The following is a 13,879-nucleotide window of genomic DNA, read 5'->3' on the forward strand; positions in this document are numbered from 1 at the left end:
GGGTCAGCGGGCCGAGTATTTCGGCATCACGAGCAGTTTCACGACCGTGTGGGCGATCGCGGAGAGGCCCAGTGCCACCACCAGGATCAGCCAGCGCTTCACGGGCGTATCGAACACGTCCATCACTTCGGAAGTTCCCTTACCGGCAAACAGCGTGGTCATGGCAAAAAGGATAGCCCCGCAGATCCAGAGGGTCAGGTGCGACCAGAGATACTTTTTGCGGTTGTAGCTGTCTTTCCCGAAGGAAGTGAAAAGGAGAAGAACGTGCGCGACGAAAAACAGGGCCGCTGCTGCGGCGAGCAAAACGAATGGAGTCATAGCATCAGGTGTTTAAGGATATAGTACCCCAATATAAGGAATCCCGACAACATTTGTGGCCCACCTTTTGTTCTTCCTTTTATATTGCTAAACCATTTTCTATGCGTATTCTGAACACGATCCCTGTCTGGCTCCTGGCGTTCACAGCGTTAGCTTGTTCTTCCACGCAACAGGTGCCTACCGCCGGCGCAGAAAATATTAAATCCATCGTTCCCGCCCGTTCCTTCGTTTTCAGGGCGCAAACCGTGTTGCCGATGAGCGGCAGAACGCGGCAGGTAGCGGGGGATGGGTATGAAGTGATCATTTCAAAAGACACGGTGAATTCCTACCTGCCGTTTTTCGGACGGGCTTATACCGCGCCGATAGACCCTTCCCGTAATGGGCTCGACTTCATTTCCACCGATTTCGAATATACGGAAACGGCCGGCAAGAAAGGCGGCTGGGAGATCACGATCAAACCCCGCGACAACCGCGATGTGCAGCAAATGTTTTTCACGATTTCGGAGAACGGGTTTGCATCGCTGCAGGTCACGAACAATAACCGGTCGCCCATTTCGTATAACGGCATCATTACGGCCGAAAGCAGCCGTAAGCGGAAGAAATAGTGGTCAGCCATGGGTAAGGGGGACTGGGAGCGAAGGTTTACCTGCTGGCGGAAGCCGCAGGAAATTCCAGCAGCCTGCTGCCGGGGCGTTGGCTTTCATAATCCAGTTTGATCCAGTTGGCGTCTTTAACTTTCCCGATCACCCGCGCTTCGTCCAGCACGCCGTCCCAGAAACGGCCGCCTTTATCCGGGAACTGGCTCTGGTTGCCGATCCCCACGGGATGGTCATCCGATTTCCAGGGGGTATCGAATTTTTCCGTTTTTTCCAGCTTACCATTCACGTACAGGTGAACATACGGGAAATCATGCACCCCGGTGATGTGGTACCATTGTTTCACCCGCATGTCCGTTTTACCGACTACGCAAAGATCGCCGCGCGGCGCGGCCCTTTCCACGCAAATCTCGACCAGGTCCGCTTCCGGCTGATGCCAGTTGCGGATGCCGAACTTCTGCAACCGCCAGGAATTATCGCCTTTGGCAAACATGGTTTCGTATCCCGGAAGCACTCTTTTGGCTTCGTCGCCCGCATTGGAATAAGTATCGGCATACGCCCAGATGGAAAACGTCATTTGTTCCACGAGGTCGAACAGCTTGCGCTTGTCGCTATCTACCTTGATCCATTGTTTTTCCGGGTACCGGAAGCGTTGTGCCTTGCCCAGCACGCCTTTCACCGTGCTGTAGGGCATCATGTTGACACCGGTGGCATTGGCTTCGTTGGCCGTGGCGTCTGCATAGCCGCCTGGGAGGGTGTTGCCGGGCTCCTGGAGGTGCCATACACCGGTGAAGCCGTCGGATACGGGGAAAACCTCGGCGGGGCGGTCGGCCGAAGTGGCGGAAGCATTGCCCCAGTGCATGTACAGCAGCTGTGTGCGGCTGCTGCCTTTTACGAGGGGAATTCTGACCCATACGAGGGCTTCTTTGGCCGCGGGGTCCCACCACTCGATACTCTGCGGCAGGAAAGGCCCGTCGGGCGTTTCTGAGAACCGGATGTCTGCTCCGTTTGCGATGGCGGCGGAAAAGTTGAAGTTGGACGCATTGAGGGAAACCGCCAGCGGATAGCCCGCCACATCCCCCGGAACATTGGCCCCGGAAGCGGTCGTGTTCAGACGGACAGCGGCGCTGTGGTTCCAGCCGCCGCGCTGTGCAAATGCCGTTTGGGCCAGCATGAGCAATATCAAAGGGAAAACAAGTCGTTTCATAAAATGGAAAGCGGAAGATACTGATTTATCTTTTCTTCCCCGCAACAGAACCCCCGCGCCCCTGGCCGCGTTATAACGGAAGCGATTAAACGCATGCGAAAGGAGACCGGTCAGGCACGAGGAATCCACAATAAGAACTTTAGGCTGAATCGGAAAGAAATAATACTTTCGTGTTATGTATCACCACCAAATATCCGTTGCATGAAAAACAAGATGACCCTTTTGCTGGTACTGCTGCTCTGCGGCAGCTTTGCCGCCAGCGCGCAATTAAAAAGATTCAGTATCGGCCCATATGTAGAAGCCGGCTTCCCGGTCGGGGATTTCAGCAAAACCAACAATACCGGCTATGGCATCGGTCTTAATGCAGATATCAAGCTGGTAGCAGGTTTCGGCGTGACGGGGTCTGTCGGTTACATGCGTTTCGGCGGCAAGTCCGAAAACAATATCGATTATCCCAATGTAGCGGCCGTTCCCGTTCGCATCGGCCTCAAATACAAACTGATTTCTATCCTGTACGTTAAGGCGGAAGCTGGTGCGGCCAATTATACCGGCGATCTCGACGGTTCGGCATTCCTCTTCGCTCCGGGCGTAGGCATCCGCGTGCTCGGGCTCGATGTGCAGGCCAAATGGGAGGGATGGTTTAAGAACGGCACCAACAGCTTCTTCGGGCTGAAGGCCGGGTATAACTTCTAGGAAATTGCCCCCAATAAGGAAAGCCTTCCGGCGCAGGTATTAACACCAGCGCAGGAAGGCTTTTTCTATGGGAAACGATCGTGTTTAGATGCTGCACGACCCGTCGGAACAGGTATTGTCCGCATCGCCCTGTACGTTCACCAACGAAGGGTGCGATTCGCTCCAAACCTTTTCCAGGGTTTGATGAAAGGCTTCTACAGGCTGCGCGCCGCTGATGGCATATTTCATGTCGAACACGAAAAACGGCACCCCGCGGATGCCCAGTTGCTGGGCCTGCGCTTCGTCTTGCCGCACTTCGCCGGTGAAATCCGTGCCTTTCAGTACCTCCGATGCATCCAGGCCCGCTTCTCTGGCGATGGCTTCCAGTACCGGGGTTTCACCGATATGTTTGCCTTCCGTGAAGTAAGCATGGAAAAGGCGCTCTTCGATTTCATCCTGCTTACCATGCTGCGCCGCCAGCTGGATCAGCCGGTGGGCATTGAAGGTATTGGTATGGATGAGCTTGTCGAACTTGAAATCGATGCCCACGGCCTTTCCCGACTCGGAAACCCGTTGGGAGTTCGCCACGGCCGCCTCACGCGTCATACCGTATTTCGAAGCCAGCAATGTATAGTGATCTTCCTTGTAATCCTTTTGCGCATCGGGGTTCAGCTCAAAACTGTGCCAGGTCACCTCCACGTCTTTCGCATGGGGGAACTGGGCCAGCGCGGCCTCCAGGTGGCGTTTGCCGATGTAACAGAACGGGCAGGCCACGTCCGACCAGATGTCTATTTTCATACGCTCAAAATTTAAGCTACAAATATACAAAAATCAGACCATCAGGGGGTATTTGCGACAAGTTGGCGATCGCTTATATGCTTAAAAAAAGCCTTATATTCGGGTATGCTGTTCAGGGAGAAGATATTGGAGCCCATCCGCCAGGGGAAGGTCAAACTGGCATATCGCCGCTGGAAACGGCCGACCGTCAAAGCCGGCGGCACCTTGCTGACGGTTATCGGCCTGCTGCATATCGACGCGGTAGACGAGGTGCCGCTTAAGGATATTACCGACGCAACGGCACGGGAATCCGGCTACGCCACCCGCCAGGCCTTACTAACGGAACTGGATAAACGGGAAGGAACGCTGTTCCGTATCCGCTTTCATTATGGGGGAGACGATCCGCGCATCGCGCTGCGGGAATCCGGAGACATGGCGGCCGGCGAAATGGAAAAACTCCTGAAAAAGCTGGAAGGCCTCGACGAGCGGAGCCCTTACGGCCCCTGGACCAAACGCGCCCTCGGCATCATCCGCCAGCGCCCGGCAGAACGGGCCGGCAATCTGGCCGAAGCGTTGCAGATCGATAAAGACTGGCTGAAGGTCAGCATCCGCAAGCTCAAGAACATGGGCCTCACCGAAAGCCTGGAAATCGGCTACCGGCTGAGCCCGAGGGGCGAAACCGTCCTGGACGCCTGGAAGCGCCGCTGACCCGGCGCGCCGTTCATACCACATCGCTTTGTTTAACAAATAAATATCCCTAGTTTTCCCCCTTCTTAACAACAGAATTATGCCTGCATTACAGCAAACTAAAAATTGGCTCGCCGCCATGGCGGGATGCATTTGCATCTGCTCCACGGCCGCAGCGCAACAACCAGAATCCCGCTACAATGCCTACGAAGCCTTCAACCCGGTGTTCTATCCCGAAAACGGCACAGACGAGCGCACCGCCAGCGGCCGCCCCGGCGCCCGCTACTGGCAGAACGGTGCAGATTACAAGATCGACGTTACGTTCGACGACGTGAAGGAAACCGTTTCCGGCACCGTGATCATCACTTACAAAAACAACAGCCCCGAAAACCTGCCGTTCCTCTGGCTGCAGCTCGACCAGAACATTTACAAGCTCTCGTCGCGCTCCGTAGCCGCTACATCGCCTACGGGCGGCCGCTGGGCCAACCGCAATTTCGATGGCGGGTACAACATCACCAACGTGGCCCTGCTGCAGGCGGGCAAATCGCAGAAAGCGGAATTCAATGTCAACGATACCCGCATGCGCGTAGAACTGCCGCAGGCGCTGAAAGCCAATGGCGGCACGCTCCAGCTGCAGGTGGACTTTTCGTTTTCCATTCCGGAATACGGGACAGACCGCATGGGCATCCTCAATACGAAAAATGGCCGCATTTACGAGATCGCGCAATGGTATCCGCGGATGTGCGTGTTCGATAACGTGCTCGGCTGGAACACGCTGCCCTACATGGGCCAGGGCGAATTCTACCTGGAATACGGCAATATCGATTATAACGTGACGGCGCCGGCCGCGCATATCGTAGTAGGTTCGGGCGAATTGCTCAATCCTGCCGAAGTGCTCACGGCCACGCAGCTCGCCCGCTGGAAACAAGCTTCCGCGAGCGATAAAACCGTGATGCTGCGCGACCTTTCCGAAGTGAATGACCCCGCATCCCGCCCGGCCAAAGAAAAACTGACCTGGAAGTTCCGTTGCGTCAACACCCGCGACGTAGCCTGGGCCGCCAGTAAATCGTTCATCTGGGACGCAGCGCGCATCAATCTGCCCGCAGGTAAAAAAGCCCTCGCCATGAGCGTGTATCCCGAAGAAAGCGCAGGAGATTCCGCCTGGCGCCGTTCCACCGAATTCGTGAAAGGCTGCATCGAACATTATTCCGAAAAATGGTACCCCTACACTTATCCCGTTGCCGTAAACGTAGCCGGGATCGTTGGTGGGATGGAATATCCCGGCATCGTGTTCTGCTCTTCCCGCTCGCAGAAAGGCGGACTGTGGGGCGTAACCAACCACGAATTCGGACATAACTGGTTCCCCATGATCGTGGGCAGCAACGAAAGAAGGTTCGGCTGGATGGACGAAGGTTTTAATACCTTCATCAACGGGATCGCAGACCGGGCTTTCAATAATGGGGAGTTCTATCACCCGCGCGACCGCCATTCCGTGGCCCGCATGATGTTCTACGATTCCGCCGCCGCCATCCTGCACCGGCCTGACGTGATCAAGCCCATGAGCTACGGGACCCTCGGCTATTACAAACCCGCTGTAGGCCTGGAGCTCCTCCGCGATGTGGTGCTCGGCGAAGAACGATTCGACAAAGCCTTCAGATATTATATCGACAATTGGGCGTTTAAACACCCTACGCAGTGGGACTTCTTCCGTGCCATCGAGAACAGCGCCGGTGAAAGCCTGGACTGGTTCTGGCGCGGCTGGATCATCAATAACTGGAAAGTGGATATGGCCGCCGGAACCGTGCTCCAGCGCAACGATTCCACCACCGCCATCCAGGTGATCTGCGTGGAAAAAGCGCCCATGCCGGTGACCGTGGAGATCAAGGAAGCCGACGGCAAAACTTCCCGTGTCGATCTGCCCGTGGAAGTTTGGCAAGGCGGCGGGTCATGGACGTTCCATCACCTCTCCAAAAGCAAAGTGGTGGCCGTTACGGTAGACCCCGACAAGGTACTGCCCGACGTCAACCCCGCGAACAATACCTGGAAACCAGCCCCCTGATAACCGGGACCCGAAATAATTCCGAAGCGCCCCCGGCCGGGGGCGCTTTTTTTCGCCCTTTATTTCATAAATTACGGTAGTTCCACGATGTTCCATGTTCAAGAAACTACTGATCCCGCTATGTCTCGCCGCGTGCTGTTATGCCAATGCACAACAGCCGTCGTACCCCTTTTCCAGCCTTAACATCCATCATGGCCTGAGCAACAACCAGGTTAATTGTATTTATAAGGACGACCGCGGTTTCCTCTGGTTCGGCACGCTCGGCGGCCTCAACCGCTACGACGGTACCAATTTCCGCGTCTTCCGCCACATCTTTTCCGATTCCCTTTCCCTCAGCGACGATTATATCATTGCCCTGTTTTCCGCGCCAGACGGCCGCATGTACGTGCGCACCCGCAATGGCGACAACGTGTACGATCCCCGCCGGGAACAGTTTTCGCAGGCGGCGCCATGGCTGCGGCAGCGCGGGTTGCCTGAAACAGGGCTCACGTCCATGCTCATGGCCGGAGATACCTGCTGGGCGGCGTATGCGGATTCGGGACTATATCGCAAACTGCCCAATGGGCGTGCCGCAAGGATCACACTCCCGATGCGGACAGGCGCGCAGATCGTGGACATCCGCCGGGAAGACGACAAGAATTTGCTGCTACTCTGGCACGATGGCGCCCTCACCCGCATCGATCTCCGCAGCGGCCGCACCATCTGGCATTCCGAAGCGCTTTGTGCAGACGTTACGCGCGGGAACTTACCGTTGGCTTTGTTCGTAGACGCGCAGAAAGATTGCTGGGTGTACCGGCCGGGCATCGACTTTGGCGCGTTGTACTTCCGGCCGTCGACCGGCGAGAAACGCATCGTATCGCGGAAATCGGGCATCCTCAACAACGATATCGTCAACAGCGTCATCCAGGACGACCGGGGGCTCATCTGGATCGGCACCGATCATGGTGGCGTCAACATCCTCGATAAAAACACGTTCAAGGCCCGGTTTTTCGTAAACCGGCCCGAAGATGCCAAAAGCATCGCGGAAAACGCGATCTATGCGTTGTATAAAGACCGCCAGGGCATCGTTTGGTGTGGAACGTACAAGCGCGGCCTGAGCTATTTCGCGGAAAACAAAATGAAATTCGCGCTGCACGACAGCAAGCACGGCGATCCGCTTTCCTTGCCATACAACGATGTGAACTGTTTCGCGGAAGACAAAAAAGGCAATATCTGGATCGGGACGAACGGCGGCGGATTGATCTATTTCGACCGGAAAACACAGCAATACCGCCAATACCGGCACAAACCTGGCGATGATAACAGTCTTAGCAACGACGTCATCGTCAGCCTCCACGTCGATAAATGGGACCAGCTCTGGATCGGGTATTATTTCGGTGGGATGGGCTACTTCAGCAACGGGCGCTTCACGCATTACAGCCATTCCCCGAAAGACGCGAACAGCCTCGCCAACAAAACCGTCTGGAAACTCTATGAAGACCGGCGGAACAATTTCTGGGCAGGCACCCTGGGCGGCGGGCTCGACCGGTTCGACCGCGGCAACGGCATCTTCTATCACAACAGTGTGGACATGGCCAATTCCGTCCATTCCAACTACATCACCGCTTTCGCCGAAACGCCCGCCGGCGACCTCTGGATCGGAACGGCCTACGGCATCGATGTGCTCGATAAATCGAAAGGGATTTTCGTGCACCTGTTGCGCAGCACGCATCAGCTCAGCAACGACAACGTTACGTCCCTGCATTGCGACAAACAGGGCCGCATGTGGGCTGGGACCCGCGAGGGGCTTAGTTATTACGATCCATCTACCCAACTCTTCCGCACGTTCAGGATGGAAGAGGGGTTGCCGGACAATACCATCGTCAGCATTCTGGAAGACGATAACGGTTACCTCTGGGTGAGCACGACGCGGGGCTTATCGCGCATCCGGGCCGCGGGCGAGGGCAGCGCGCTGGCGATTTCCTGCAGGAATTACGACGAACAGGATGGTTTGCAGGGCAAGGTGTTCAACGTCAATGCCGCGCTCCGGCTGAAAAGCGGGGAAATGTTGTTTGGCGGGGCAGACGGGTTCAACCTCTTCAACCCCGCGGAGATTCGTGAAACGAGGACCCCGCCGGCATTGGTTTTCACGGGCCTGCAGTTATTCAACAAAACGATCGCGCCGGGCGAGAATTTCCGCGGCCACACCGTACTGGGCGCATCGCTGCCGGAAACGCAGGCGATCGAATTGCGGTACAATGAAAATGATTTTTCGGTCGATTTCGCTTCGCTGAATTTCCGGCATGCAGACAAGAACCGGTATGAATACAAGCTGGAAGGGTTCAACAAGGAATGGATGCTGACTGATGGCAAGACGCGCCGGATATCCTACACCAATATTAACCCTGGCGCCTACACGCTGCATGTGCGGTCGTCGCCGGAAGACGGGAACCCCACGGGCGGAGGCATCTCGCTGCAGATCAGGATTTTATCCCCATGGTGGGCTACCGGTTGGGCTTACACGATATATGTGTTATTGCTGATCGCGGCGCTGTACCTGGGGCGGATGGCCATCATCCGCAGGGCGCACCGCCGTTTCGCGCTGCAGAACGAGCGCCGCGAGGCACAACGGCTCCACGAGCTGGATATGATGAAGATCAAGCTGCTGACCAACGTCAGCCACGAATTGCGGACACCCGTTTCCCTCATCCTTTCCCCCATCGAGGATTTCATCCGGAAGTCGGCCGATGAGGGCGACCGCCGCCAGTTCCAGCTGATCCGGCGGAACGCGCGGCGCCTCCTCAACCTCGTGAACCAGCTCATGGATTTCCGGAAAATGGAAATGCAGGAACTACGGACAGACCCGCTGCCGGGCGAGCTCATGAGCTTCCTGCGCGAAGCGGTGCAGTCGTTTTCCGACCTCGCCGAGCGAAAGGGCGTTTCCCTGCATTATGCTGCCGGTCAGGAACCGGTGTACGCCCGGTTCGACCACGACAAGCTGGAGCGCATCGTTTTCAACCTGCTTTCCAACGCATTCAAATTCACGCCGGCGGGCGGAAAGGTAGAAGTGTCGGTGGATATATCGCCTGAACCGGAGCGCGCCTGGCTGGAGCTGCGCGTGCGCGATACGGGGATCGGCATTTCGCCCGACCGGATCGGTAAAATCTTCGACCGTTATTTCCAGGCGGATCAGCGCAGCGCGTTCGTAAGCCCCGGCAGCGGTATCGGGCTGGCCATTACCCGCGAGTTCGTGACCATGCAACAGGGGACCGTGGAGGTGGAGAGCGTTCCCGATCAGGGGAGTTGCTTTACCGTGCGGATCCCGTATCAGTTGGTTTCAGCCGATGTAAAAGCGGAGACCGTGGTGCCGGAGGTGCCGGCCAATCCCGCCGGCGACCGTGCCGCCGCGCCACGGAAAGGCAAGCGCAAACCGACGGTTTTGCTGGTGGAAGACACGGAAGATTTCCGTTTTTACCTGAAAGAGAACCTGCAACAATATTACCAGGTGATGGAAGCCGCCGATGGCGAATCCGGCTGGCAAAAAGCTTTGTCGGCCCAACCGGATTTAGTGGTCAGCGATATCACGATGCCGGGGATGGACGGGCTGAGCCTTTGCCGGAAAATCCGCGGCAACGCGCGCACGCGCCACATCCCGGTGATCCTGTTAACGGCCATGGGGGAGGAAACGGTGCAGTTGGAGGGGCTGGATGCGGGGGCAGACGACTATCTCGTGAAACCCTTCAGCTTCGAGATCATGCTGTCGCGCGTGCGCAACCTGCTCGAAAGGAAGGCCCCCGTGCAATGGGTGATCCCCAAAGACGCGGAGCCCGAACAGCTGTCGGCCGACGAAAAGTTCATGCAACGGGCATTGGAAATCGTAGAGAAGCATCTTTCCGACGCTGACTTTTCAGTGGAAGCGCTCAGCCGGGAGTTGCACATGAACAGGGTTTCTGTTTACAAAAGGATTTACGCCCTTTCCGGGCAGCCGCCCATCGAATTCATCCGTTCCGTACGCCTGCGCCGTGCGGCCGATCTGCTTTCAAAGACGGAAATGAACATCGCCGAGGTGGCGTATGAAGTAGGATTCAATAACCCCAAATATTTCGCGCGTTACTTTAAGATGGCCTACCACATGCTGCCTTCGGCCTATGCAACGGCCATGCGCAAACCCTGAAGGCAACAAATCATACCGCTGGAATTAACATTTTAACCCTCCGGTGGCAACATTCGCGCCCCGGATTATAAACATTGCGGTACCCTGCCTCCCGAAGATTCGGGATACTTTTATCCTGCCCTCCGGATGAGGGCCCACGTTTACAATAGTCAACCAAATCAAACGCGCATTTCATTCCACTAATTAACATTCTACGTATGAAAAAAATCAGTTTAGCGGGCAAGCCGAGCCCGGCCTGGTGGATGTTTCTCTGCCTATGGCTGGCCCAGGTGACGGTACTTGCCCAAAATCCCCCTGACCAGAAACGTACCATCACCGGCGTGGTCACCGACCGCGCTTCGCGGCAACCCGTGCCCGGTGCAACGGTAGCCATCAAAGGCACAACGCAGGGCGTGGCCGCCAATAGCGAAGGCCACTTTTCCATCTCCGCGAAAACGGGGGACATTCTCCTGGTCTCGTTCATCGGGATGACGTCGCAGGAAATCCGCATCGGCAGCGCTTCGTCTTACAACGTTTCCCTCGAAACCGACAGCAAAACGCTGGATGATGTGGTGGTGGTAGGATATGGGAAGATGAAGAAGACCGACCAGAGCAGCGCCCAGGTATCCGTTTCCGCCACAGACATCGGCCGGACGGTGAACACCACCATCGACCAGGCGCTCCAGGGCCGTGCTGCGGGCGTTTACGTGACGCAGAACTCCGGTCAGCCGGGCGGCGGCGTATCGGTCGTGATCCGCGGGGTGAATACGCTCAGTGGCACCAATGAGCCGCTGTACGTGATCGACGGGGTGCAGATCCAGCCGGCTACCGTGTCTTACGGCAATACCAGCTCGATGAACCCTTTGGCAGGGATTAACTCCAATGATATCGAGTCCATGGAAATTTTGCAGGGCCCGTCCGCCACGGCGATCTACGGTTCCCGCGCCACCAACGGCGTGGTGCTGGTGACCACCCGCCGGGGCAGGCAGGGGCAGATGAAAGTGGGCTATAATTATTTGTATACGCTGCAAGACAAACCGGAAGAAGTAGCCACGCTCAACCTCCGGCAGTATGCGATCATGAACAACGAGATCGCCGCGCTGCTGGGCCGCACGCCCACGCCGGAATTCGCCAATCCTTCCGTATTGGGAGATGGCACCCGCTGGCAGAAAGAGCTGTTCAAAACCGCGCCCCTGCAGCGCCATCAGCTCACGGTGAGCGGCGGCACGGAGCGCACCGGTTACTACCTTTCGGGGGAATATTTCGACCAGGAAGGCGTAGCCGTGGGGTCCGACTTCAAACGGTACAGTTTCCGGTTGAATATGGACAACAAACTCTTCAAATGGCTGACGCTGAACACCAATGTCAATTTTTACCAAACGAAGGAAAAGTTATCGTCGACCAGTGAAGACGTGATCCGCAACGCCATCAACCTCGCGCCGAACGTTCCCGTGAAAAACCCGGACGGCAGCTGGGGCGGCGCCACGGAAAATGAATTCGGGACGAACGCGCGGTACGCGCCCCTCAACCCCGTGGCCATCGCCAACCTCATCAGCAACAACCTGAAACGGACCGGCGGGATGGGCGGCCTTTCGGCGGATGTAAATATCATCAAAGGACTGACGTTCCGCACGAGCTTCAACGGCAACTTCGAATACTTCGACGGCGTGAAGTTCACGCCCACTTACCGGCTGGGTTTCAACGTCAACGAAAAAGCGAGCATGTCTGTCCAGAATAACCGCAATTTTTACTGGAACCTCAACGAACTGCTGCAATACAATACGAATATCGGCAAGCACGCCATCAACGCCATGGCGAGCCACGAAGCCCAGGCCTGGAACTATGAAGGCTACAGCATCACCCGCGTGGGTTTTGCCAGCAACGAGATCCCGTCCATCAACCTCGGCGACGCGCAAGGGCAGACCACGGGCGGGTTTAAAGGTTCCGGCGCGCTGGAATCCTGGCTCGGCCGCGTGATTTATACCTACGACGAAAAATACATCCTGCAGGTGGCGGGCCGGGCCGACGGTTCTTCGAACTTCGGCGCCAACAACCGCTGGGGCTATTTCCCCTCTGCTTCCGCGGCCTGGCGGATTTCGCGCGAGCCCTTCATGCAGGCGGTGCCGGTGATCAGCGACCTGAAGCTCCGCGCGGAGTGGGGGACTACCGGCAACAGCGGTAGCGGCGGCGCGCAATTCAGCTCGCTGTCGTCCGTAACAACCCCCTGGGGCGCGGGTTTCCGCACCGGGCAATACGGAAATGCCGATCTGAAGTGGGAATCCACCGAAACAAAGAACATCGGCCTGAATATCGGGCTGCTGAAAGACAGGGTACAGATCGAAGCGGATTATTACGTCCGCAAAACCGACAACCTGCTCATGCCCAACCCGCTGCCCGCTTACATGGGCACCCAGGGCGAAGGGGCCATCAGCGCACCGATTGTCAACATCGGGTCGATGGAGAACAAAGGTTTCGGGATCACCGTGAACACGACCAACATCAACCGGAACAACTTCACCTGGAAAACCAATTTCAATATCTCGTCTTTCAAAACGAAAATCACGAAGTTCTATTCCGACGCGGCTTTCCTCAGCAGGAGCGCCTGGTATATGAACAATTTCACGGCGCGGTCGTCGCTCGGCCAGGCACCGTGGATGTTCTGGGGGTATGTGGCGGAAGGGGTTTTCCGGTCGGAGGATGAAATCCGCAAAAGCCCCATCCCCACGCAAGCAGACGGTTCGCCGCTGCCCATCCAGAAAGACGGTGGCGTGTGGGTAGGCGATATCAAATACAAAGACCTCAACGGCGACAAGGTAATCGACTCCCGCGATCAGACTTTCATCGGCAACCCGTGGCCCAAGCTCACGTTCGGGCTCACCAACTCGTTTTCGTGGAAGGGTTTTGACCTGAGCATATTGTTGACCGGCGCTTCGGGGAACGATATCTATAATTACGTCCGCTACAGCAATTCCAATCCCAACAATATCAACCTGGGCCGCAACCTCATGTCGGAGGCGTTCGATTATGCGCGCATCGTGCAGGACGGCAGCGGGAAAGATGTGCTGTCGAACCCCGGCACTTCCGTTCCGCGCATCGTGGGAACGGATGTGAACGGGAACGGCAATCGTTTCACCAATTTCTTTGTGGAAGATGGTTCCTATATCCGTATCAAGAACGTGACGCTGGGTTACGTGCTACCGTCGGAATGGCTGAGCCGCCAGCGGGTGGTGCGTTCTGTCCGCCTTTCGATCGGGGCCCAGAACCTGCACACTTTCACGAAATATTCCGGCTTCGATCCTGAAGTGGGGGCCTACCTGGGCAAGGAAGTGCAGCTCAACAGCCAGCTGATCGCCGTAGACGCGGGCCGGTATCCGCTCACCCGTATGTACAACGCAGCCGTGGCGGTTGATTTTTAAGCACCCAAAAATCCG

9 protein-coding genes are annotated in these 13,879 nt (G+C 56.7%); 6 read left to right on the forward strand and 3 right to left on the reverse strand.

Annotated elements, in window-relative coordinates; genetic code table 11:
* Nucleotides 1–3: 3 nt before the first annotated feature.
* On the reverse strand, nt 4–318 hold the full coding sequence (locus WJU22_RS16425) for a hypothetical protein (RefSeq protein WP_341839263.1): 315 nt from the start codon (nt 316–318) through the stop codon (nt 4–6).
* A gap of 101 nt (nt 319–419) precedes the next feature.
* Between WJU22_RS16425 and WJU22_RS16430 the strand changes: the two genes are divergently transcribed.
* A complete protein-coding gene (locus WJU22_RS16430) occupies nt 420–923 on the forward strand; it encodes a DUF4251 domain-containing protein (protein WP_341839264.1) in 504 nt (167 codons plus the stop codon).
* Nucleotides 924–960: 37 nt separating this feature from the next.
* Here the strand turns inward: WJU22_RS16430 and WJU22_RS16435 are convergent, their stop codons facing one another.
* Nucleotides 961–2,121: a DUF2341 domain-containing protein gene (locus tag WJU22_RS16435; protein ID WP_341839265.1), complete on the reverse strand. Its 1,161-nt coding sequence runs from the start codon at nt 2,119–2,121 to the stop codon at nt 961–963.
* 201 nt (nt 2,122–2,322) lie between these two features.
* Between WJU22_RS16435 and WJU22_RS16440 the strand changes: the two genes are divergently transcribed.
* Complete coding sequence (locus WJU22_RS16440; RefSeq protein WP_341839266.1) at nt 2,323–2,814, forward strand: outer membrane beta-barrel protein; 492 nt, start codon at nt 2,323–2,325, stop codon at nt 2,812–2,814.
* Between the two features lie 84 nt (nt 2,815–2,898).
* Here WJU22_RS16440 and WJU22_RS16445 read toward each other — a convergent pair whose 3' ends face one another.
* A complete protein-coding gene (locus WJU22_RS16445) occupies nt 2,899–3,591 on the reverse strand; it encodes a DsbA family oxidoreductase (RefSeq protein WP_341839267.1) in 693 nt (230 codons plus the stop codon).
* A gap of 105 nt (nt 3,592–3,696) precedes the next feature.
* On the opposite strand from WJU22_RS16445, the gene WJU22_RS16450 reads away from it, so the two are divergent.
* The 4 genes from WJU22_RS16450 to WJU22_RS16465 all read left to right on the forward strand — a co-directional run bounded on the left by WJU22_RS16450 (nt 3,697) and on the right by WJU22_RS16465 (nt 13,864).
* On the forward strand, nt 3,697–4,278 hold the full coding sequence (locus WJU22_RS16450; RefSeq protein ID WP_341839268.1) for a hypothetical protein: 582 nt from the start codon (nt 3,697–3,699) through the stop codon (nt 4,276–4,278).
* A 79-nt stretch (nt 4,279–4,357) separates the two neighbouring features.
* Nucleotides 4,358–6,316, forward strand: a complete 1,959-nt coding sequence (locus tag WJU22_RS16455; RefSeq protein ID WP_341839269.1) for a M1 family metallopeptidase — start codon at nt 4,358–4,360, stop codon at nt 6,314–6,316.
* 94 nt (nt 6,317–6,410) lie between these two features.
* Entirely contained in the window at nt 6,411–10,469 is a 4,059-nt protein-coding gene (locus tag WJU22_RS16460) for a hybrid sensor histidine kinase/response regulator transcription factor (protein ID WP_341839270.1), read from the forward strand.
* Nucleotides 10,470–10,666: 197 nt separating this feature from the next.
* Nucleotides 10,667–13,864: a TonB-dependent receptor gene (locus tag WJU22_RS16465; RefSeq protein ID WP_341839271.1), complete on the forward strand. Its 3,198-nt coding sequence runs from the start codon at nt 10,667–10,669 to the stop codon at nt 13,862–13,864.
* The last annotated feature ends 15 nt before the right edge of the window (nt 13,865–13,879 follow it).

Origin of the sequence: Chitinophaga caseinilytica, from assembly GCF_038396765.1 — a bacterium.
In the GTDB taxonomy this organism is placed as follows: Bacteria; Bacteroidota; Bacteroidia; order Chitinophagales; family Chitinophagaceae; genus Chitinophaga; species Chitinophaga caseinilytica.

Bases quoted from the DNA above. Each gene is read 5' to 3' on its own strand.
- WJU22_RS16440 (WP_341839266.1), top strand. From the start codon at position 2,323: ATGAAAAACAAGATGACCCTTTTGCTGGTACTGCTGCTCTGCGGCAGC.
- WJU22_RS16465 (WP_341839271.1), top strand. From the start codon at position 10,667: ATGAAAAAAATCAGTTTAGCGGGCAAGCCGAGCCCGGCCTGGTGGATG.
- WJU22_RS16430 (WP_341839264.1), top strand. From the start codon at position 420: ATGCGTATTCTGAACACGATCCCTGTCTGGCTCCTGGCGTTCACAGCG.
- WJU22_RS16460 (WP_341839270.1), top strand. From the start codon at position 6,411: ATGTTCAAGAAACTACTGATCCCGCTATGTCTCGCCGCGTGCTGTTAT.
- WJU22_RS16455 (WP_341839269.1), top strand. From the start codon at position 4,358: ATGCCTGCATTACAGCAAACTAAAAATTGGCTCGCCGCCATGGCGGGA.
- WJU22_RS16425 (WP_341839263.1), bottom strand. From the start codon at position 318: ATGACTCCATTCGTTTTGCTCGCCGCAGCAGCGGCCCTGTTTTTCGTC.
- WJU22_RS16450 (WP_341839268.1), top strand. From the start codon at position 3,697: ATGCTGTTCAGGGAGAAGATATTGGAGCCCATCCGCCAGGGGAAGGTC.
- WJU22_RS16445 (WP_341839267.1), bottom strand. From the start codon at position 3,591: ATGAAAATAGACATCTGGTCGGACGTGGCCTGCCCGTTCTGTTACATC.
- WJU22_RS16435 (WP_341839265.1), bottom strand. From the start codon at position 2,121: ATGAAACGACTTGTTTTCCCTTTGATATTGCTCATGCTGGCCCAAACG.